Origin of the sequence: Tessaracoccus sp. OH4464_COT-324 (genome assembly GCF_003932855.1) — a bacterium.
In the GTDB taxonomy this organism is placed as follows: domain Bacteria; phylum Actinomycetota; class Actinomycetes; order Propionibacteriales; family Propionibacteriaceae; genus Arachnia.
Genome location: NZ_RQYZ01000017.1, coordinates 45,330 through 67,042, shown reverse-complemented (window position 1 = coordinate 67,042; position 21,713 = coordinate 45,330). Strand labels below are relative to the sequence as shown.

General features: G+C 66.4%; 18 protein-coding genes. 4 read left to right on the top strand and 14 right to left on the bottom strand.

The annotated features are described in order from the left end of the window. Positions 1-277: 277 nt before the first annotated feature. The 13 genes from EII42_RS09460 to EII42_RS09400 form a co-directional block, all read right to left on the bottom strand. Positions 278-1,570, bottom strand: a complete 1,293-nt coding sequence (locus EII42_RS09460) for a chromate transporter (RefSeq protein WP_158676470.1) — start codon at positions 1,568-1,570, stop codon at positions 278-280. Then, the gene (locus EII42_RS09455) at positions 1,567-3,048 is read right to left on the bottom strand and encodes a sulfatase (RefSeq protein ID WP_125171879.1); all 1,482 of its coding nucleotides are present in this window, start codon (positions 3,046-3,048) and stop codon (positions 1,567-1,569) included. Before EII42_RS09455 ends, EII42_RS09460 begins: the two co-directional genes overlap by 4 nt. Continuing rightward, complete coding sequence (locus tag EII42_RS09450) at positions 3,045-4,025, bottom strand: aliphatic sulfonate ABC transporter substrate-binding protein (RefSeq protein ID WP_125171878.1); 981 nt, start codon at positions 4,023-4,025, stop codon at positions 3,045-3,047. Before EII42_RS09450 ends, EII42_RS09455 begins: the two co-directional genes overlap by 4 nt. A 36-nt stretch (positions 4,026-4,061) precedes the next feature. Then, positions 4,062-4,823 (bottom strand): ABC transporter ATP-binding protein, encoded by a 762-nt coding sequence (locus tag EII42_RS09445; protein WP_125171877.1) that lies wholly within the window; start codon positions 4,821-4,823, stop codon positions 4,062-4,064. After that, entirely contained in the window at positions 4,820-5,626 is an 807-nt protein-coding gene (locus EII42_RS09440) for an ABC transporter permease (RefSeq protein WP_125171876.1), read from the bottom strand. The genes EII42_RS09445 and EII42_RS09440 overlap by 4 nt, the downstream gene beginning before the upstream one ends. A 170-nt stretch (positions 5,627-5,796) precedes the next feature. Further along, a complete protein-coding gene (locus EII42_RS09435; RefSeq protein ID WP_125171875.1) occupies positions 5,797-6,390 on the bottom strand; it encodes a PadR family transcriptional regulator in 594 nt (197 codons plus the stop codon). A gap of 80 nt (positions 6,391-6,470) precedes the next feature. Further along, positions 6,471-7,136 carry a hypothetical protein gene (locus EII42_RS09430; protein WP_125171874.1) on the bottom strand — a complete coding sequence of 222 codons (666 nt, stop codon included), beginning with the start codon at positions 7,134-7,136 and terminating at the stop codon, positions 6,471-6,473. Further along, the gene (locus EII42_RS09425; protein WP_125171873.1) at positions 7,133-7,498 is read right to left on the bottom strand and encodes a hypothetical protein; all 366 of its coding nucleotides are present in this window, start codon (positions 7,496-7,498) and stop codon (positions 7,133-7,135) included. Before EII42_RS09425 ends, EII42_RS09430 begins: the two co-directional genes overlap by 4 nt. Next, on the bottom strand, positions 7,492-9,960 hold the full coding sequence (locus EII42_RS09420) for a CHAT domain-containing protein (RefSeq protein ID WP_125171872.1): 2,469 nt from the start codon (positions 9,958-9,960) through the stop codon (positions 7,492-7,494). Before EII42_RS09420 ends, EII42_RS09425 begins: the two co-directional genes overlap by 7 nt. Before the next feature lie 280 nt (positions 9,961-10,240). Beyond that, entirely contained in the window at positions 10,241-12,199 is a 1,959-nt protein-coding gene (locus EII42_RS09415; protein ID WP_125171871.1) for an ABC transporter ATP-binding protein, read from the bottom strand. Further along, the gene (locus EII42_RS09410) at positions 12,196-13,938 is read right to left on the bottom strand and encodes an ABC transporter ATP-binding protein (protein ID WP_125171870.1); all 1,743 of its coding nucleotides are present in this window, start codon (positions 13,936-13,938) and stop codon (positions 12,196-12,198) included. The genes EII42_RS09415 and EII42_RS09410 overlap by 4 nt, the downstream gene beginning before the upstream one ends. Beyond that, complete coding sequence (locus tag EII42_RS09405) at positions 13,935-14,516, bottom strand: TetR/AcrR family transcriptional regulator (protein ID WP_125171869.1); 582 nt, start codon at positions 14,514-14,516, stop codon at positions 13,935-13,937. The genes EII42_RS09410 and EII42_RS09405 overlap by 4 nt, the downstream gene beginning before the upstream one ends. A 68-nt stretch (positions 14,517-14,584) precedes the next feature. After that, positions 14,585-17,359, bottom strand: a complete 2,775-nt coding sequence (locus tag EII42_RS09400) for a cation-translocating P-type ATPase (RefSeq protein WP_125171868.1) — start codon at positions 17,357-17,359, stop codon at positions 14,585-14,587. Positions 17,360-17,554: 195 nt separating this feature from the next. Between EII42_RS09400 and EII42_RS09395 the strand changes: the two genes are divergently transcribed. Genes EII42_RS09395 through EII42_RS09385 form a run of 3 tightly spaced genes read left to right on the top strand, consistent with a single transcriptional unit; the run spans position 17,555 to position 19,785 of the window. Beyond that, positions 17,555-18,205: a DUF3060 domain-containing protein gene (locus EII42_RS09395; protein WP_125171867.1), complete on the top strand. Its 651-nt coding sequence runs from the start codon at positions 17,555-17,557 to the stop codon at positions 18,203-18,205. Positions 18,206-18,223: 18 nt separating this feature from the next. Continuing rightward, positions 18,224-18,922: a response regulator transcription factor gene (locus EII42_RS09390; RefSeq protein ID WP_125171866.1), complete on the top strand. Its 699-nt coding sequence runs from the start codon at positions 18,224-18,226 to the stop codon at positions 18,920-18,922. Beyond that, entirely contained in the window at positions 18,919-19,785 is an 867-nt protein-coding gene (locus tag EII42_RS09385) for a sensor histidine kinase KdpD (RefSeq protein WP_125171865.1), read from the top strand. Before EII42_RS09390 ends, EII42_RS09385 begins: the two co-directional genes overlap by 4 nt. On the opposite strand, the gene EII42_RS09380 is transcribed toward EII42_RS09385, so the two are convergent. After that, positions 19,779-20,390 (bottom strand): DUF1707 domain-containing protein, encoded by a 612-nt coding sequence (locus tag EII42_RS09380; RefSeq protein ID WP_125171864.1) that lies wholly within the window; start codon positions 20,388-20,390, stop codon positions 19,779-19,781. The genes EII42_RS09385 and EII42_RS09380 overlap by 7 nt on opposite strands. An 89-nt stretch (positions 20,391-20,479) precedes the next feature. Here EII42_RS09380 and EII42_RS09375 point away from each other — a divergent pair, with 89 nt between their 5' ends. Continuing rightward, positions 20,480-21,664 carry a VanZ family protein gene (locus tag EII42_RS09375; RefSeq protein ID WP_125171863.1) on the top strand — a complete coding sequence of 395 codons (1,185 nt, stop codon included), beginning with the start codon at positions 20,480-20,482 and terminating at the stop codon, positions 21,662-21,664. The last annotated feature ends 49 nt before the right edge of the window (positions 21,665-21,713 follow it).

Genomic DNA, 21,713 nt, shown 5'->3' with positions numbered 1-21,713 from the left:
GCGGGAATACTGTGCGTGGATAGCTGGGGCCGAAGCGGCTGCTGCCTGTTGTACGCATACCCGGCCGAGATCGTGTGGGTTCTTCGCTCTATCTGGTGCGCCGCGGCCCGGCCCAGCCTCTGCACTCAGGGCCCAGAACCGCGAAACTGGTTCTCGCAGCGCCCCCGGAAAGTGACCCGATCGCGCGTTGAAGACCAAACCCGCGACACCCCACTGCCGAAGGGGGCAGCACCCGGATAGCAGAAGGAACCCAAGCCACGGCTTCGCAGGGTTCGGTTCAGGCGACGAGCAGCAGCGCACCCAGGCTCACGCCACCCGCAATCGCCAACAGCACCAGATCGGGCAGGCGACCCGAGCGATGCACCACCCACAGCGCGGCCACGCCCGCCAGCGAAACCCAGCCCACCGTCGCGGGCGAAACAGCGGCCCGTTCGGCGATCTCCATGCTGGCGTTCAGCATGGAGAGCATGGTGGAGATCAGCAGCCCACAGATCACCGGCAGGATCACCTGGCCGAGGTTGCGCACGAAAGCGGAGCGCGAAGCCTTGTCGTAGCCCGCCATGAACAGCAACGCCACCGCGCTGCACGCCGCGATCGATAGCAGGAACGCCAAGCCCGCGAGCAGCACGCCGACGCCCCAGCCGCCGGAAGCGGTGCCGTAGGAGTAGCCGAGCGCGGAGGCGATCTTGACGAGGATGGGCCCGGGCAGCGCGTTCGCGATGGGCACCGCCTGGCCGTAGAACTCTGCCGACGACACGGTCCCCGTCGCGACGAAGAAACCATCCGCGACGCCGACGTAGGCCTCCCCGCCGCCGAAGGAGGTCACCGTCGAGAAGCCGATCAGGCTGAGGAAGTGCCCGTGGCCCAGCACGAAACCCAGCCCCAGCACTGCGAGCGCCACCCCGGCGAACAGCGCCGCCGGAGCCAGGGTCCGGCCGGGCGTCACGTCGGCCGTCGCCAGGTGACCCCGCCCCCACGGCAGCAGACTGAACACGGCGGCACCCGCGAGCGCCACCAGCACCAGCTGCACCGCGCTCAGCTGCGGAACCGCGGCCGCCCAATGCGCCCCGACGAGGGTGCCGGCCGCGCGCACCAGCTGGTTGGTGCCGGTGGCCAGGAAAGCGGCCAGTATGATCGGCACCGCCACCATCGGGCGCGAGGCGTGCAGGACCTTCGAGATGTAGTGCAGCAGCAGCACCATGATGAACACGGAAATGCCGACCGCCATGAACTCCACGACCCGGATCGCGGAGGGCCCGATCGCGGTGAACAGCGCCAGCAGCAGCACCGTCGCGAGCGCGCCGGGCAGCGCGACGGCGCACGCGGCCACCAGCGAGGCCCAGATGCGCCGCGACTGCGTGCCCGCGAGCGCGGCCAGCTTCACCGGCAGCGCGCCGGGGGTAATGTTCGCGACGACGGTGTGCGCCGTGAACACGTCCTCGCCGAGCAGCTTGTGGCGTTGCACATACTCCCGGTGCATGACCGGGATCAACGCGGAGCCGCCGCCAAACCCCGTCGCGCCGACCTTAAGCGACGCGACGAGGAGGCGGCGGATCGAGAAGTGGCTCAAGACCACTGCTGAATCGCTTCCTCATTCCACACCGGGTGTGGGCTGCCCGGCCCCGTGTACGGGGCGTCCCCGACTCGCTCCTGCAGCCGGGCGAGTTCTTCGCGCAGTTCGGCTAGCACGTCGGCGTAGGCGGGCTCGTTGGCGAGGTTAGTGAGCTCCTCGGGGTCGGCTTCGAGGTCGTAGAGCTCATACTCCCGTTCGAATATCTTGTCCGACGAGCCCGGGGCGCCCAAGCCATCACCGTAGTAGTCGATGTACTTGTAGCGCGAGGTGCGGATGCCGTAGTGAGCTGGCACATGGTGATTCGGGTCATCATGTTCCCAGTACCGGTAGTAGATGGCCTCCTGCCAGTCGTCGGGCGCGGGCTCGCCGCGCACCAGGGAGCGGAAGCTGCGCCCCTGCTGGGTGGGGAGGGCATCGTCGGGATCCAGGCCACACATGTCCAGGAAGGTGGCGGCGAAGTCCACGTTTGTGATCATCGCCTCCACCCGGCTGCCCGCCGGGATCTCCTGCGGCCAGCGCATCAGCATCGGCATCTGCAGCGACTGATCGAACATCAGCCGCTTGTCGAACCAGCCGTGGTCACCCAGGAAGAATCCCTGATCGGAGGTGTACACGACGATGGTGTTCTCCCGCAGGCCGTGCTCGTCCAGGTAGTCGAGCACCCGGCCCACGTTGTCATCGATCGACTGGATGGTTTGCAGATAGTCGCGCATGTAGCGCTGGTAGTTCCAGCGGGTGCGTTCGACGACCATGTCGTCGCCGGACAGCTCCGGGGGGAGGTCCTCCTTCACGTCCCGCTTGGTGAGGTCATCCGCGATCGACATTCGCACGGCTTGGACCGCGCGCGACATCGTCGAATGGTCGTCGAAGAGCGTCGCCGGTTCGGGGATGGTCCCGACGGGATACAGTTCCTTGTGTTTCTCGTCGGGAATCCACGGGCGGTGCGGCGCCTTGTGGTGGATCATCAGGCAGAACGGCTGATCCGCGTACCGGGTGCGCTGCTCGTCCAACCAGTTAAGCGACAGGTCGGTGACGATGTCGGTGGCGTAGCCTTTCAGGGTCTCGGCGCCGTCGGGCCCGATCATCTCGGGGTCGATGTACACGCCCTGGCCGGGGAAGACGCGCCAGTCGTCGAAGCCGCGCGGCTGCGCCTTCACCGACTCACCCAGATGCCACTTGCCGAAGATGGCGGTGCGGTATCCGGCGTCGTGCAGCACCTCCGAGTAGCTCGGCACCCGGTGGTCCATCTCGGTGAAGATGGTCGCGCAGCCGTTGACGTGGCTGTAGGTGCCGGTCAGGATCGTGGCCCGCGAGGGCGTGCAGATCGAGTTGGTGCAGTACACGGCGTCGAGACGCGCCCCCTCGTCGGCGATCCGATCCAGGTGAGGCGTGGCGTTGACCTTGCTGCCGTACGCGGAGATCGCGTGGGCAGCATGGTCGTCGCTCATGATGAAGACGAGGTTGGGTCGGCTCATGCTTGCAGGTACTCAGCGCCCAGGAAGTACTCGTCGGGGTTGCCCTCGGCCTCAAGCTTGCCGGCCTTGATGAACTGCTTGTTGAGGGTGGTGAGCCACTTCTTGACGGTGCCGTCCTCAATGAGGGGCTTCAGCTTCTCCGGGGTGAGAATGTCGACGAACTCCTGCTCGGAGGTGAGCGACTCGGCCGGGGCCTTCAGGAAGGTGGCCAGTTCCTTCACCAGTTCCTCGCGGTTGGCGGCAGCCCAGGTGAAGGCCTCCTTGGCAACGGCCTGGAACTTCTTCAGCACGGCGGGCTTGTCCTTCGCGATCGACTTGCCAGCCACCTGGGCGGCGGGGAAGGCGAGCTCCGGGAAGTCGGTGGACTTGACCACCTCGACGAGGTTAGGCACCTTCGCCTTGATGGTGGCGACGTGCGGGTACCAGATGGCGGCGGCATCGATCTGACCGGCGCTGAACGCGGAGATCGTGGTGGGCGGGTCCATCGGGGTGCGCTTGATGTCGTCCACGGTCATGCCGTTGGCTTCGAGCGCCAGGTTGAGCAGCATGTCACCCGAGGTGCCCTCCGGCACGCCCACGGTCTTGCCCTTGAGATCCTTGAGGCTAGCGATGCCCTCCTGGGCGATGATGCGGTCGGCGGTGCCGAGCGAGTTGAGGGTGACGATGCTCGCGTCGCCCTTCATCGGCAGCCACATGGCGCCGGGGCCGATGTAGCCGAAGTCGATGTCGCCGGTGCCGAGGGCCTGCACCTGGAGGGGGCCGTTGGTGAAGGTCTTCGTCTGCACCTCTAGGCCGTGCTTCTTCCACAGGTCCAGCTTGTTGGCCACCGTGACCAGCGTCGCGCCGTTTCCGTCAGCGATGTAGCCGACCACGATCTTGTCAACACCTGCGGGTGTGTCGCCGCCGCAGGCGGACAGCGCGGACGCGCCGGCGACGCCGAGCGAGCCGATGAGCAGAGTACGACGGTTGATGTTCATTGGTTTTCCTTTGTTTTCTGGGCCAGGGTTCTAGCTTCAGTCTTGGTGATAAACAGCGTTCCAGACTTCGTTGCGCAGCGCAGCGAATTCCGGGGTAAGGCGGATATCCTCGTCGCGATCCGCCGGCAGATTGACGGGGATGATTTTGAAGATACGCCCCGGACGGGCGGCCATCACAATCACGCGGGTGGCCAGGTAAACGGCTTCGTCCACGTCGTGCGTGATGAACATCACGGTTCGCTTCTCCTTGCGCCACGTCTCCAGCAGCTGCACCTGCATCTGCACGCGTGTCAGCGCATCCAGCGCGCCGAAGGGCTCGTCCATGAGCAGGATGCTGGGGTTCACCGCGTAGGCCCGGGCGATGGCGCAGCGCTGTTTCATGCCGCCGGAGAGGTTCTTGGGCAGCGCCTCGGCAAAGCTCAGCAGGCCGGTGAGTTCAAGGTGGCGGTCCGCGATCGCGGTGCGTTCCTCTTTCGGGATCTTCTGCAACTCCAGCCCGAACTCGACGTTCTGCCGAACCGTCATCCAGGGGAAGAGCGCGTACTGCTGGAAGATGACGCCGCGCTCGGGACCAGGGCCAGTGACCTCCTTGCCGTCGACGAGCACGCGGCCCGACGTCGGGGTGAGCAGACCTGCGGCCATGTTCATCAGGGTGGACTTGCCGCAGCCGGAGGGGCCGACGACGGTGACGAACTCGTTGTCCCCGATCTCCAGATCTACGTTGTCCACCGCGAGAAACGGTTTTCCTTTGAGTTCGAACTCGGCGCTTACGCCGTCGAAGTGGATTTTGGTGGTCATCGCCGCTCCTGCCAGCTGGTGAGTTTGGTGTCGCACCACAGCAGAGCCCGGTCCATGAACAGGCCGAACACGCCGATGGTGACGAGGGAGACGAAGATAGTGGGCAGGTCGTTGTAGACCTGCGCGCTCTGCATCCGGTAGCCGAGGCCGCCGTCGGCCGCGATGAGTTCGGCCGCGACGAGCGTGGCCCAGGCGGAGCCGAGTGCCTGGCGCAGACCCACCATGATGAACGGCGTGGACGCGGGCACCGCGATACGGCGGAAGATCACCATGTCGCTGGCGCCCAGCACTCGGCCAGCGTTGATCAGCGTCTTGTCAACGTTCAACACGCCCTGGAAGGTTGCGATGATGGCGACGAGGAAGCTGGCCAGGGTGATGACGAACACCTTGGGCACCTCGCCGATACCCATCAGGATGATGGCGACGGGGATGATCGCGAGCGGGGGAATGGTGCGGAAGAACTGGGTCCAGGGTTCGATCACCGCCCGCACCTGCCAGTACCAGCCCATCGCGAAGCCGAGAGGGATGGCGAGGCCGGCGCCGATGAAGAAGCCAAGCAGCACGCGCTGCAGGGAAGCAGCCAGGTCGCTGAACCAGGTGCCATCCGCGATCAACTGGCCGAACCGCACGACGACGAGCTGGGGCCCAGGCAGCAACGTACCGGGGATCAGGGACAGCAGCCACCAGAGGAAGATGCCGCCGACAACCGAGACAATGCTCAGAATGTTGGCTTTCGAGGCACCTGTTTTACGTTTCGTGTTGCGGCCTTCCTTGGCCGCGGTGGAAGCCGTGGTAGCGCTCATCAAGACTCCTTTCGAGCGGTGGGCGCAGGCGAGCCGCCGACGAGGGGAGAGAATATATCCACTGTTCCTCCGGATTCAGGCGACTATGACTGTTCGGGAATAGTTACGGGAGTTCCCAAGCTGGATAAGCGCAAGGCAGCTCCGCAGCTACGGGTGTGACAGTAGCACAGCTAACACCGGGTGGGAATATCTGGGTCTGATTGGGAAACCCGGCGAAGCAGGTAGCGTTCCGTCGTTTCCAGCCACCCGATGTAGAGCGACGTGTTCTGCCACCCCCGGTCGTGGGTGATGTGGTAGATCTCCGCGAGCCAACCCGAGTCGATCTCCGGCACCGGATCCACCAGACCCAGCCCGTGCCCCCCGTCGAACTCGGCCTGCCGCTGGGCGCGACGAAACGCCAGCTCCGTCTGGACGATCCGCAACGCGTACTCCGGGCCAAGCTGGCCCGCGAAGTTCATCCGCACCATGAAATCGGGCGACATCGGGCGCGCGGCGGGCACGTACTCGCCCCTGGCCCACTCGATGAGCGCCTCCCGGCCGGCGGGCGTCAGGGCGTACACCTTCGCCTCCGGACCCGCGCCGCTGCCCCCGGAGGTCGTCGTCACCCAGCCCCGCCCCTTCAACTCATTCAGGGCACGGTAGATCGGGCTCATCGACGGCTTGCGGCCCAGGAACTGGCCATCCAGGCGCAGCCACTTGCCGAGGTCGTAGCCGGACGCAGGGTTACGGGCAAGCAGCCCAAGCAGCGGGTAATCGGGTTTCATGGCACCTCCCAAGCAGACAGTAGCGGGTGCCGAACCGAGAGTGCGCACCCCCTGGCCGATACCCGTCGCGTGGCGGGTGCCTAACAGGAGGAACGTGGGCGGAGATTTGTCACTTCCTGCAGCGGGATGATCAACGGATCGCGCCGTCGGGCAACCAGTAGGTGAATCTCTCCGTTGTCGGCGGATCTCACGGTCCCACAGTGGGTCCCGGCTGTGGTCTGCACCTCAAGCCTGGGCTCACCGGCCGTCGGGGCAACCTGCAGAAGGAAACCACCCAGCAGGGTGCAGGAAATGCTCACCAAGATGGTCGTCCTCGCCAGCAGGAGCTGCCGGGCAACCCGCTTGCTCTGCTGGCGACGGAACGCGAACAGCGAGCGGTACCGTTGAGCGAATTCCTCATAGCCCAACCTTCTTGGCGTGCCAGCGGCGGCCGCAAGCCCGAGCCAGAGCCCGCCCAAGCCGACCGCCGAAGCCAGGGCCCACAAGATCAGAACGATCCAAAACCACATGCCCTCTGCGGACTCCAGGCCGACGCCCTTGAGCAAGAGGAACCCTGATGCCGAGGTGGTGGCGAGAGCGAGCAGCCCTTCTTTCCACTTGGCAGCCGAAGCGTCCACCTCAGCCAGGGCCAGTTCGCTGAGCTTCTGCCATTCCTCAAGGATCAGCTGCTCATCGCCGGTGGGCGCCTGCGGAGGCTGGCTGGGGAAGCCATCATCGTCGGGCCGGTCAGCGTCGGTTGTGCTCATCGCGTTTCCTGAACTTTCGCGAAGACGCTGAAGCAGGCGCCACAGCCCATTGCGTCGCTCGGCGCTCCCTTGGCCGGGGAGGCGCTGCAAACCACCGCCTGCCTTTCGTAGCGTGGCGAGGCGCCGACCGTGGATTCACCCACCCCCAGATGCTGGTGGTCGACTGCGGTGATCTCCCGCGAAATAACAGTCTGGAACGTCTTGTTGCAGCGAGGGCAAAGGCCCTGCACGAATACCTCCGCGGATTCGCCAATCCTCAAGGTGGCCACCAGCTTGCCTTCCTGCTGCAGCTGGAAGGCCCTGTTGGTCCATTTCTGATTTGGCGTCGCTTCACGCTGGTAGACAATCTCTTCCATCACCATGCCCCCAATACTCGTAAGGGAACCCAGCAGGAAAGCTTCTGCTGAAAGGGTTCGGCGCCTGCCAACTGCGCCATCGTTTGCTGCTGTGCCCGGCTCCAGTCCGTTTCCCGCTCGTTGCAGACGATGTTATAGGTGAAGAACCCGCTCAGCGGCTCGTTCGCCAATTCCGCGGAAGTGGCCAGCACAGTCGCCGCCCCACGCGCCAGCAGAACCGTGGCAACAGTCAGCGGATCGCCGGGCGATTCCCCGGGAACGTGCGCGCTCCAGCAGGTGAGCAGGGCGACCCTGCCGGGCGGGTCTGCGCTCATGACCTCCAGCGGAAACAGGCCCACGTCTGGCGCGAGTGCGACGACGTGGGCCAGCTCCCGGGCCTGAATGGCGTGCGCAACAACAAGCGCATCCTGGGTGGGCGAGCCGTGGCAGATGACTGAGTGCATGTCCTGGGCCGAGGCGCACCTGGCGGGCTCCTCGCGCTCCCAGAAGCCCGGATCCACGTCGGGGCTCAGCCACGAGATCACCGTGCGCTGCTCGGGGATCGTTCGTCGCCTGGCCGCGGCCGCAACCGCGAGCGAAGGGCACATCCGCACCGGGTGGCGCTGCCCGAGGTATTGCCCACCGCCGTCGGGCATGGGGATGGCGGGCCAGGGAATGGCCCACAACTCCTCCAGCGGCACCACCAGCAGCGGGACGTTTTCGGGCAGTCGGCGCACGCCCTCCGGAATCAGGTGGCTCAACCAGTCGAGCAGCCGGTGCGTGCAGGCGGAGCCGTCGCGGTTCAGGGCGTCTATGCCTGCCGCAGTCTCCTCGGGCACTTCGAAGATTGAGCAGGTGGCGGTGCCGAGGTGATCAATCACCAAACAGGCGAACTTGCCCCGCCGTTCAGGTAGAGGAGCAATCAGGAACGCCGCCGTCCCGTGCGGGATGTCGGCGAGGTGCTCGCCCGCGGAGCGGAAATCGTAGGGCCGGGACAGGGCCGCGACGTCGGCGGCAGAGCGCCGCACAACCTCCTCGGACAGGTGGCTTCCGCCGGCCGCGCTTCCGCTTCCTAGCAGGCGCCTTGCTCGGGGGCCGCCCGCTTCGGGCGGAGCGTCGTCGGCGAGCTGGAATTGCGCGAGCAGTTGAGCCTCAAGCATCGCCTCCGATAGATGCTTGGGCTCATCCAACAAGCCCGCGAGACGCCTACCCCACATCCCCTCGAAGGCCATGGCGAACAGAGGGGAATTCTCCATGCGGCAGGAGGCCTCCAGCGAACGACGGTAAACCTGCGCGAAGCGTATGCGGTACTCCGCCTGTGACTCGGGGCGGGTTTGCTCGCAGCGGAGGCTTTCGAGCGCGGTGATTCCTTCGACCACGTCGGCTTCCGCCTGGTCGGGCTCTCCGAGGTCAATGAATAGCTCTGCGCGCTCAATCAGCGCGTAGGCCAGCTGGGCTTTTTGGTACTCGGATTCGCGGAAGCTGGCGATGACTTGCGTGCGCCATTCAACTGATTTCTGACGATCTTCGATCTTTCGCGCGATCTGGGCCAGAGTTATCCGGGCGTTGTTCAAGCCCTCCTTGTAATTCACTTGCTTCGCCAGAGTCTCTGCCGTGTTTGCCGTGGCCTCGGCCTCCTCCAACTCCCCGCGCATCAGATGCCAAGCCGCTTTCAGGTCGTGCGCTTCAACCTGTTCGCGGGGCAATGAGATGTTCTTCAACATGGCGAAAAGGCGCTGTAGGGAATCGCGGAGCGGGCCCTGCTGCTCCCGCATCCGAAACAGATCCGAGAGCCTGATGTAAAGGCCGACCAGCCCCACGGGATTCCCGTCGAAGTACTGCTCAGCCGATTTTGCCGCGACCAGGGCCGTGTCGTATTCGTTGAGCAGCACCAGCGCTTCGGCCTGAATCATCTCCATGTTGGCCAGGTAGACGGTGTCGCCCAGCGCCGCCGCAGATTCGGCGGCCACGCTCGCTCGCTCAAGAATCTCCTTCGCGGCCAGCGAGCGCCCCTCCAAATGGAGCAACGGGGTCAGCGCCCTGACGCGCCCGAAAGGGAGCCCATGCCGGTCGGACAGCGAGACCGCCTCCAGATACTTTTGCCTGGCATCCCCGCCGTTTCCCTCGGTGCGAAGCACGTCGCCCAAGCCGATGAGCGCCTCCACCTTGCGCATCGGGTGGGCGGACTCGTCATCGGCCAGGGACCGGAGCTCCTCGAACGAGGTCCGTGCCGCCAGCAAGTCGCCCGCGCGAATAGCGGACTCGCCGTTCTCCACCAGTTTTATCTCGTGCTGCCAGATTTCCCACGGCGTGCGGAACCACCTTTGCTCCTGTCCGTCGCTGGGGTGTCGGAGAATGTGATGCCGGGCGCGCAGCACCACCGGGCGCCCCGGATCCAGCGCCGGATTGCTCAACGGGACCGGGCGGTTGACGTCGAACTCCCGCCACGCCCGCCAAATGCGGCGAGAAAACTCGTCTGACGAACTCATGTACTGCGCCTCGATCCTTGTTGGCTCCGGCTCGGGCCTGTCCTCCGACCGTTCGGAGAGTAAGCCCCGCGCACAGAACCAATTGTTGCGTGTGGCCGAGTGGTGGCACTTCGGTTCTCAGCGCATTTGCTGCGAATGCGCAATTTCAATGATTGGCAGCGACACGAGTTTTTCCGATCTGCCGACAACGAAAGCGCGGCGGATGCGCTACAAAGTCGCGCCGGCCTCGCGAGGAAAGCAGCGGGTCGTCAGGGTGAGGCCAGCTCAGCGCCCAGCAGGGTTACCCGTCGGCGCCGAGCTGCGCGGCGTGGTGCAGCTCGTGGTAGCGGCCCCGCCTGGCGAGCAGGGCCTCGTGACTGCCCTGCTCGACGATGCGGCCGGCTTCCATGACGAGGATCAGGTCGGCGTCGCGGATGGTGGACAGGCGGTGCGCGATCACGAAGGATGTACGACCGTGACGCAGCCGACCCATCGCCTGCTGCAGCAGCAGCTCGGTGCGGGTGTCCACCGAACTCGTGGCCTCGTCGAGGATCAGCAGCGCCGGATCCTTGAGGAAAGCGCGCGCGATGGTGATCAGCTGCTTCTCACCCGACGAGACATTGGAGCCCTCCTCATCGATCACGGTGTCGTAGCCGTCGGGCAGGGAGTGCACGAATCGGTCGACGAACGTCGCGCGCGCCGCGGCAATGATCTCCTCCTCGCTTGCGCCCGGTCGGCTGTAGGCGATGTTGTCACGAATCGTGCCCCCGAACAGCCATGCGTCTTGCAGCACCATGCCCACCTGGGCGCGCACCGCGTCGCGGGGCACGCTCGCGATGTCCACGCCGTCTAGCGTGATCCGCCCCCCGTCAAGCTCGTAGAAGCGCATCAGGAGGTTGACCAGCGTCGTCTTCCCGGCACCCGTCGGCCCGACGATGGCCACCGTCTGCCCGGGATCCACGGCGAGCGAGAGATCCCGGATCAACTCCACCTCCGGCGAGTAGGAGAAGTTGACGTGCTCGAAGCGCACCGCCCCCGCCACCTGCTGCGGCAACTGGCCGTCGGGCTCCTCGGACAGCTCGTCGGCGTCCAAGACCTCGAACACTCGCTCGGCTGACGCCACCCCGGACTGCAACAGGTTGGCCATCGAGGCCACCTGGGTGAGTGGCTGCGTGAACTGACGCGAGTACTGGATGAATGCCTGCACGTCGCCGATGGACATCGTGCCGCTCGCCACCCGCAGCCCGCCGATAACCGCGATGACGACGTAGTTCAGGTTGCCCACGAAGAACATGATGGGCATGATCAATCCGGAGAGGAATTGCGCCCCGAATCCCGCCTTCATCAGGCTCTCATTGCGATTCGCAAACTCCTCGGCCACCTCCCGGCGACGGCCAAAAACCTTCACTAGGGAATGCCCCGTGAAAGCCTCTTCGATGTGGGCGTTCAGCTCGCCCGTGGCCGCCCAGTTGCGCTTGAACAGCCGCTGCGCCCGCTTGCCGATCAGCCCGACGACCAGCATTCCCAGCGGCACGCTGAGCAGCGACACCAGCGCCAGCACGGGCGAAATCCAGAACATCATGCTGAGCACGCCCACCAGGATTAGCACGGAGGTGAGCAGCTGGGTAAGGGTCTGCTGCAGCGTCTGCGACACGTTGTCGATGTCGTTCGTCACCCGGCTCAACAGTTCGCCGCGCGGCTGGCGGTCAAAGTACGAAAGCGGCAGCCGCCCGACCTTGGCCTCCACCTGTGAGCGCATCCGGTAGATCGTGCGCTGAATCGCCCCGTTCAGCAGCCAGCCCTGAGTCACCATCAGCACGCCGGAGACGACGTACAGCGCCAACACCACTAGCAGGATGGCACCGATGGCCGCGAAATCGATGCCCTGACCGGGCACGAAATCCAGGCTGCGCAGCATGTCGGCCAGCCGCGGGCTCTCCTGAGCGGCCTGCGCAATCACGTCCTCGCGTGTGGCCCCGGCGGGCATCCGGCCGCCGACGGCGCCGGCCAGCAGTTTGTCGGTGGCGGCACCCAACACCTTCGGACCAAGGACGTTCAACGTCACTCCCACAGCGCACAGCAGCACCGAAAGCGCCACGGTGAACCGCTCCGAGCGCATCTGGCGCAGCAACCTCCTCCCGCTGACCCGGAAGTTAGCGGCCTTCTCGCCCGTCCCACCCCCGATCGGGCGGAAACCCGGGCCACGGCCCATATGCTGGGCGTGCTTGGGGCGCTCGTTCGCGACCACCTTCTCGCTCATGCTGCCTCCTCCACGCTGCGCTGCGACTCGACGATTTCCTGATAGGTGGCGTTGGAGGCGAGCAGCTCGTCGTGCGTGCCGCAACCAACCACTCGCCCGTCGTCAAGAACGACGATCTGGTCCGCCTCGCGGATGGTGGCCACCCGCTGGGCCACGACAATGACCGTCGCCTCCTCAGTGACCGAACCGAGCGCCGCGCGCAGCCGGGCGTCGGTGGCCACATCGAGTGCGGAGAACGAATCGTCGAAGATGTAGATGCTGGGCCGCTTCACCAGGGCGCGGGCGATCGCCAGGCGCTGCCGCTGCCCGCCCGAGACGTTGGTGCCCGACTGCGAGATCTCGGCCTCAAGGCCACCGGGCTTGGCGGACACGAAGTCACGCGCCTGGGCGATGTCCAGCGCCGCCCACATTTCCTCGACGGTGGCGTCCGGCTTGCCGTAGCGCAGATTGCTCGCCACGGTGCCCGAGAACAGGTAGGGCTGCTGAGGCACGATACCGACAAGCCCCCAGAGGTCGTCGAGGGCGAGTTCGCGCACGTCCACGCCGTCGATGCTCAGCCGACCACCGGTGACGTCGTACAGGCGCGGGATGAGATTCACCAGAGTCGACTTTCCTGAGCCGGTGGAGCCGACGATCGCAGTGGTCTGGCCGGGCAGCGCTGTGAAAGAAACCCGGTCCAGCACCGGGGCCTCCGCCCCCGGGTAGGCGAACGTGACCTGGTCGAAGCGCACCACGCCCCCCGCCGCAGGCACGCGCCGGGGGGAGGGCGGCTCGTCGACGGTAGAGCGCGTGTTCAGCACCTCCATGATCCGGTCGGCACACACGGCGGCGCGTGGGGCCATCATCATCAGCATGGAGGCCATCATCACCGCGATCAGGATCTGCATCAGGTAAGAGATGAATGCGGTCAACTGACCGATCTGCAGGTGCCCCTCTTCCAGTCGATGTCCGCCGAACCACATGACGGCCACGGTGGAGATGTTCATCACGAAACCCACAAACGGGAACACGAACACCATCAGTCGCCCGACCTTCAGCGTCACGTCGGTCAGCTCGGCGTTGGTGTTGTCGAAACGCTTGGACTCGTGCTGCTCGCGGGCGAAGGCCCGCACCACCCGAACGCCCGTGATCTGTTCGCGCAGCACCCGGTTCAGGTTGTCTATACGGGCTTGCATCAGTTGAAACAGCGGCCCCATCCGAGTGATCAGCGCGACAAACCCCGCCCCGAGCAGCGTCACAGCGGCGAGCACCAGCCAGGTCAGGCCGAAGTCCTCGCTGATCGCCAGGAATACGCCGCCGGCCATCGTGATCGGTGCGGAGATCAGCATCACACAGGTCATGTGGACGAGGGTTTGCACCTGGGTGACGTCGTTGGTGTTTCGGGTCAGGAGGCTGGGCGCACCAAACTTGTTCAGCTCCTGCGACGAGAAAGTGAGCACCCGGTCGAACAGGGCGGCACGAACGTCGCGCCCGAACCGTGCGGAGGCGTTGGCGCCCGCCCACACCGCGCCGATCTGCGCGAGCACCTGGAGAGCGGACAGGCCGATCATCTGGGCTCCGGCGCCCCAGATGTAGCCGGTGTCGCCGGTGACCACGCCCTCGTCGATGATCCGGGCGTTCATCGTGGGCAGGTACAGGCTGGTGAGAGTGGCGATGGTCTGCAGCACCAGCACGACGAGCAAGTAGCCCCACTGGGGGCGGATGAAGCGGTTGATCAACCGCGCGAGGTGCCTGATCATTCTGCTCTCCCAGCTCCGTGGAGGATGGTGGCGACGGCCAACTGCCTGGGCAGCGGCTCGACGTCGAAGTTCGGGTAGCGACGCATACCCATCGCCAGGGTGGCGACCAGCTGCGCGAAGTGTGCGGGCGACGTGGCCAGCTGGTCGGCGTGCATCGAGAACCTGTCGGTGAGGGCGGCCAATAGTTCATGGTGTCGGTGGGCCAGCTGGTCCAGAGCGCAGCCTGCGCGCTCCCCGCTGTTCTGGGCATGACCCACGGCCGCCCCAGCGCTCACGCGGTCGTAGTACTCGACCACGAGGTCGAGGGCCAGCCCGACGTCGTCGGGGAGTCTCCCGGTGAAGGGGCGTTCCGCGAGAAAGTCTGAGAGCCGTCCGGGGGAGAGCACGTCGAGGGCTACCGCCTCGAGAACATCCTGCAGCGAGTCGAAGGCCCGGAAGATGGTTCCCTCGGCCACTCCGGCCGCCTCCGCGATCTGCCGTGTGGTTATCTGGGCGCCGTGGCGCTGGATGAGGGGAAAGACAGCCGCGACGATTGCCGCTCGGCGCTCGTCACGGGTCATTCGGGCTGCGCGTATCACGACGGAAATGATAGTGAGCACTCACTCATGAGCCAAAGGGCCACTGGCCAAGAGGCCCGATCCAGCCATCACCGGCGCGCCTGGCGTCGCAGGGCAGCACGAACGAGTTTCGCCAACTCCTCGACCCACAACACCGCCGAAGCCAGCGCAGCCGTCACCGCCCACTGCCCCGGGCTGAGCGAAGCCGTGCCGAACGCGGTCTGCAGCACCGGCAGGTGCACCACAGCCACCTGCAACACCACCGCGAGCAAGATGGATGCCCACAACCAGCGGTTGGCGAACATCCCCCGGAAGGCCGAGCGCTCGTCGGAGCGCGAGTTGAGCGCGTTGAACAGCTGAGCAAAAACGAGCGTCGTGAACCCCGCAGTGCGCGCCACCTCCAGCGAGGAATCGTTCAGCGTGAACAGCCCACCCGGCAGGAACAGGTCGATGCCCACCAGGGAAACCGCGCCCATCACAGCGCCGATGAACCCGATCCGATACCACATCCGACGATCGATGATCGCCTTTCTGGGGTCGCGCGGCGGCCGCGCCATCAGGTCACCGTCATCCGGATCAACCCCCATCGCCAGCGCCGGACCCGAATCCGTCACCAGATTGATCCACAGAATCTGGGTGGCCAGCAGCGGCACCGCCAGCGTCGCCCCAGTGGCGTCGGCCAGCCCCAGCACCCCTGCCAGCAGCACACCGAAGAAGACCGTGGTCACTTCGCCCATGTTCGACGACAATAGGAAACGCAGGAACTTCTTGATGTTGTCGAAGATGCCACGCCCCTGCCTGACCGCCGAAACGATCGTCGCGTAGTTATCGTCGGCCAGTATCATCTTCCCAGCCTCCTTCGTCACCTCCGTGCCGGTAATGCCCATGGCGATACCGATATCGGCCGACTTCAACGCCGGCGCATCGTTCACCCCGTCTCCCGTCATGGCGACGATGAGCCCGTCGTCTTGCAGCGCGTCAATAATGCTCAGCTTGTGCGCGGGCGAAACCCGGGCATAAATGCTCACCTCCCGCACCGCCAAACGAAACTCGTCCTCCGACAACGCATCCAGCTCCACCCCGGTCAGCGCCCGCCCGTCCGCCCCGACGATGCCCAGGTCCGCGCCAATCCGGGCCGCCGTGCGCGGGTGGTCGCCGGTGATCATCATCGTGCGGATCTCGGCCCGCTGCGCCTCCCGGATCGCCTCAGCCGCCTCCGCCCGAGGCGGATCAACAATCGCAACCACACCCAGGAAAGTGAGCCCCTCCTCAGCGTCCTCGGCCAGCTCCTCGGCCAACTGCGGCAACTCACGGCTAGCCACGCCCAACGTCCGATACCCCGAACCGGAAAGCCGCTCCACCCCGGCCAGAATCTCCTGTCGATCCCCGTCCGACAGGGCCCGCACCTCCGCGCCAACCTGGCGGGTAACGCAGTGAGCCAGCAACACGTCGGGAGCGCCCTTAGTGTACAGCCGCAGCCCCTGCCCGTCGCGGCCGCCAACGCTCATCAGCTTCCGCTCCGACGAGAACGGGACCTCGGCCGCGCGCTCAAACCCCTGCGCCAGTTCGGTCGCGCCCTCAAGTTTCCGCGCCGCCACCAGGAACGCGGCCTCCGTTGGGTCGCCCTCGACGCGCCACCCGCCATCGAACGACAACTGCGCATTATTCGCGATAGCCCCGCCACCGACGGCGAGCGCTGCCTCCGCAAGAGCCTCCGGAACCACCGGATCCGCCGGGCCACCCGCCGGGTCGTAACCCGATCCAGTCAAGCGCACCTCACCCGATGCCGTCAGTACCCGGCTGAGCATCATCTCGTTGCGGGTCAGGGTACCCGTCTTATCCGAAGCGATCACCGACGCTGAACCCAACGTCTCCACGGAGTGCAGATCCTTCATCACCGCGTTGCGCTTGGCCATCGCCTGCACTCCGATCGCCAGCACCAGCGACAGAATCGCGGGCAGCCCCTCAGGCACCGCCGCCACGGCGAGGCTCACCCCCAGCAGCAGAATCTCGACGGCGTCCTCGAACGAGCGCACGTCGCTCACCAGCCACAGCGTGGCCATCACCACCGCCGCAATCCCCAGCACCAGCAGCCCGAGCGCCTTCGACACGCCCGCAATCTCCCGTTCCAGCGGCGACGGTTCCGACTCCGAGGCGTCCAGCATGTCCGCGATCGCGCCCATCTGGGTGCCCATGCCCGTCGCGGTCACCACCGCACGACCCACCCCATGCACAACGGCGGTGCCGCGGAACACCATGTTGCTGCGGTCGCCCAACGCCACCAGACTCGTCAGCGGCTCAGTCTGCTTTGCGGTGGCCTCCGACTCGCCCGTCAGCGACGACTCCTGCACCTTCAAGCTAGTGGCGCTCAACAGACGCGCATCCGCGCCCACCGCGTCGCCCTCGCCCAGCACCAGCAGGTCGCCCGGGACCAGTTCGCTCGCCGAAACGGTGACCAGCGCGCCGTCGCGCACCACCGTCGACGTGGCCGCCGTGAGCTTCGCCAGCGCGGCGACGGCACCCTCCGCCTTGCGCTCCTGCGCCAACCCGAGCGCGGCATTGGCCACCACGATCAGCGCAATCACCACCACGTCGATCGGTACGCCCGACGTGCCCTCCGCGAGCCAGGCCGCGAGCGAAATGCCCATCGCGGCAAACAGCAGATACACCAGCGGGTCCTGGAACTGCGCCAACACCTTGCGCCACAGCGGAACCGGCGGCTTCTGCCGAAGCTCATTGGGGCCGTGCTCGCTGAGCCGACGCCGTGCCTCGTCGGCGCTGAGCCCCGTGCTCGGATCAAGACCGTGAGCCGCGCATACCTGCGCGGTACTCAGCAAACTCGGATCACGTTCAGCAGGTTTCATCGACCAGTCCTGTACTCCCGGCTGGATGCCGTGCAACCAGTATCCCGCCGCTCCCCAAGGTCCGGGCACTTTTGCAGATAACCGCGGCCCGCGGCGTGTCGCAAACGTGAGTCAGTTGTCGCGAGCCTGCGACAACCCGGCTGCAGTGACCCCGCAGTTCGGCAAGCTGAGGACAACGAAACGAAAGGAAACGCCATGAAGGCTGCAATCGCACGCATCGGAATCGTCGCCGCGTTGACCCTGGCCACCGTCGGGTGCTCCGCGGGAGTAACCGCGGGCCCCTCCGACGGTCAACCCACCGCGCAGGCACCCAAGACCATGAACGTGGCTCCCGCCGACGGCGAGCCGCCCCGCAACGGCGAGGGCAAACTTCCCGAGCCCCGCGTCATCAGCGGCGACGTTGAGGTGAGCGCCGAGGCCAACGGCCCCAACTCGAAAGCGGACGCCTCAGCGCCCAGCCAAGGGAACGATCCGGGCGTGCGAGTGACCGGCGGTGGCGTTGACGTGCGGGTTGGCGATGGTGGCCCAGCGGAGGAGTGCGGAACCCGCGAGGTGCAGACCGCGCTCAGCGAACTCAGGTTCACCGGGCACTGCGAACTGCTGGTGATCACCGGTGCTGCGTCCAACGTCACCTTTGAGACCGCCGACGAGGTGCGCGTCGAGGCAGCCATGGTGACGCTCAAGGGCCAGAGCATTGACAAACTCACTATTGCGGGGGCCAGCAACGAGGTCGAGGTCGACAAAATCGGAGATGTCACGATCATGGGCAGCATGAACACCATCAACGCGGAGGTCACCGGCGAAGTGCGCCAGGAAGGCGTGAATAATACTGTCGGGAAGCAGTAGCCCGGAAGCGAGGAAGCGATGCCCACCGTCCTGGTCGTCGACGACGACGAGATGATCCGCTCCCAGGTGGCCGTCGTGCTGCGTGCTGCGGGCTTCGGCGTCCAGACGGCCTGCGACGGTGTAGCCGCCCTCGAAGTGATCGCAACCCACGCGCCGGACCTGATAGTGCTCGACGTGCTGATGCCGCGCGCTGACGGGCGCAGCGTGCTCGCCACCCTCCGGGGACGCGGCGACTGGACGCCCGTAATCCTGCTCACCGGCGTCGGCGCGGCAGGGCAGCGCGCGGACGCACTCGACGGCGGGGCCGACGACTACCTGAACAAACCCTTCGACCAGGCCGAGCTGCTCGCCCGCATTCGTGCGGTGCTGCGCCGCGACGCGCGAGGCCGAACCCTCGCGCATGCCCACACCATCGTCGGGGGCGGGGTGGAGATGGACCGGCAGCAGCGCACCGCATCCGTTCACTCCCGCGCGCTGGCCCTCACACCGAAGGCATGGGCGCTCCTGGAGTTCCTGATGCTCAACCATGGCCAAACATTCACCCGGGAGGAGTTGCTCGCGCGGGTGTGGGGTATCGAGTTCGCGATCACTACGCGCGCCGTCGACCACCGGGTGGCGGAGATCCGCAAGGCCTTGGCGGCGCGTGGCGTTGACGACGTGATCGACACCGTTCAGGGAGTCGGCTACCGGTTTCACCCCAAGGTGGAGGCGCGATGAGATACCTGTGGGTGGTGGCCGTGCTCGCCGTCGGAGGCGCCATCGCTTGGTGGGCCTCCGGTGAGCGCCGTGCAGCCTATGTGGAACTCCAGCTCTGGGCGCTGCCGCTCGTCGCCGCCGGGCTGATGCTGGCCGTCGCCGCGGTGGTCCTCGGTCAGCGTCGCGCCCGGCGGCAGGCCGTCGAGCAGGCGAGGCGGAGTGCGGAGTCCGAATCCAGGCGGGCACATCGAACGTTCGTCGGGCGGCTCGACCACGAGCTGAAGAACCCCGTCACCGCGCTGAAGATGGCTCTTCCCAGCGTGTCCGACCCGGTGCTGGCGCGCCAACTCATGGGCCAGGTAGACCGGCTGCAAGGCCTGGTGGGGGAGCTGCGCAAGCTGAGCGAGATCGACGAGTACCCCGTGGCGCAGGAACCCGTCGACCTCGCGGAGGTGATCGACGATGTGCTGGCCGCGCTGGACCTGTCGGATCGCGACGTTGTGGTGTCGCTGCCCCGGGCACCACGCCCGCTGCCCGCGGTGTGGGGAGACCGCGACCTGGTGTTCCTGGCGCTGTACAACGTCGTGTCCAACGCGCACAAGTACTCCGGCCCCGGGGCCACCATCGAGATCCGAGCCTCCGAGGAGCGGCACATGGTGCGGGTCGAGGTCTCGGATACCGGGTGCGGCATCCCTGCGGGCGAGGTGGATCAGGTGTGGGGCGAACTGGCCCGAGGCTCCGGGGTGCGCCACATACCCGGACACGGCCTGGGGCTGTCGATGGTGGCGGCGGTCACACGGCGGCTCGGCGGTGGCTGCGAGCTGAGTTCCATCGAGGGTCAAGGCACCACGGTGGTGCTGCGGCTGCCGCTGGGCGCTCAGTAGGGCTGCACCGAGCGCGGATCGAGGGCCACCTCGATGCCGGCCCAGAACAGGAAACCCTTCAGAATGACCGTGCCGAAGCTGCCGTCGCCCTGTGCCTCCTTCTTGACCTCCGCGCCCGCCATGATCGCGATGGTTTTGTCAATCACCCGCACACCCGGCGGCACCCGCAACTGGAAGCCGCCCATGATCGCGGAGGCGTTGACCTCCACCACGACGCCCGGGCCGAGCGCGTCCGTCACAACGACCTCGTCACCGCCCCAGAACGCGAAACCGGAGTAGCGCGTGCACCCCGGGGGCAAGCGAACTTCCCGTCCGCTCATGACCGCGACCCTTGTGCCCAGGCTTTCCGGATACGCGAGTTGCCTCATGTGCGCGGCCTGGGCCTGCGGCACCGGCTGCGGACCCAGAGCCGCCCCTTCGGGCAGGTCAGCGGTGATCGGCACCAGTTCGTCCGCGTAGCGCGCGGCCAGGGTTTGCTCCTGGCGTTCGTTCAGCTCCTCCAGCGACAGCCGCCCCATGGCGTGCGCCTCCTGCAGGATGCACAGCACGGCTTCTCGCTCACTGTCTCCGGTGCGGAGGCGTGGGGACGGATAAGGTTCGGACATGCGGCCATTATAGTGCTCGGCGTTCCCGCAGCATCGATCCGTCGCTGCGAGGGTAGCGCGGTAGTGTCGTCGCTTGAGATCGGAGGGCTATGCGCGAGTGGGTTGACAATGGGTTGCTTGCGGGCGTCATCGGGGCAGCGGCGTTCGCCGCACTATTCCTGCCTGGCCTGGCCTGGCAGTATCGCCGCTTCGGCAGGCTCAGCTTCGCTCGCCTGCTCGGGCTCGCCGCAGTCTGCCTGTACGCCACCGCGCTCTTCACCTACACGCTGCTGCCGCTTCCGGATCGGGCAACCGTGTGTAGCGCCTACTCGGGCGGGGTTAACCTGCGGCCGTTCAGCTTCATCGAAGACTTTCGCCGGCTCGCCGTGGGCCGTACCTTCACCGAGTTCGTCACCACCTTCACGGTGCTCCAGGTGGCGTTCAACGTGGTGCTCTTCATCCCGTTCGGCGTGATCCTGCGGCGCTACTTCGCGCGCTCGATTCTCTTCGCCACGCTGCTCGGTTTCGTTACGAGTTGGCTGATCGAGCTGACTCAGCTGACCGGGTTTTGGTTCATCTACCCGTGCGCGTACCGCGCAGCGGACATCGACGATGTGCTCGCCAACACGCTGGGCGCGTTCGTTGGCGCGGTGCTGGCGCCACTGCTGCTGTGGTGGATGCCGCGAGCGCAGCAACTGCAAGAGGAACGCCTGGTTCCTCGCCCCGTGACCGTCTGGCGACGGTGGGTCGGGATGGCCATAGACGGAACCCTGGTGGTGCTCACCATGTGGGGAGCCGGCGTGGGTGCGCGCGTCGTGGCCGTGCTGCTGGGTGCGCGGGACCCGGAGTGGGTGGGCTGGGTGGACCAGGCGGGCATCGTCGGAGCCACACTGATCGTTTTCGTGTGGCCCGCCTGGAATCACCTCGCGGCCTCCGTGGGACAAACCGCGGTCTGGCTGACCCCGAGATGGCGCACCCCGGATGGGGGATGGCACGACGGCTCCCGCTGGCAGCGGGTGCTGCGTTCGCTGATCGTTTCCGGCCCGTGGACGCTAGCGTTTGTCGTCGGCCATGGTCCATGGCTGTGGTTGCTGCTGGTGGTGCCGGCCGCGATCGTGCTGGTGCCCTTCACGAAGACTCACCGCAGCCTGTCCGGTCTGCTGACCCGTGCGTACATCGTCGACATCCGGGAGGCCGATGCGACGCGCGCGCTGCCAGTGCACCCGCGACGCGGTGGCGCGGGCGGCGCAGAAGCTGCGGCGGGCTCCAGCGCGGCACCCGCCAGCCTCAGCTAGGGTAGGGACAGCGGGTCGGCCTCGAAGGGGCCGATGGGGAAGGGGAAGA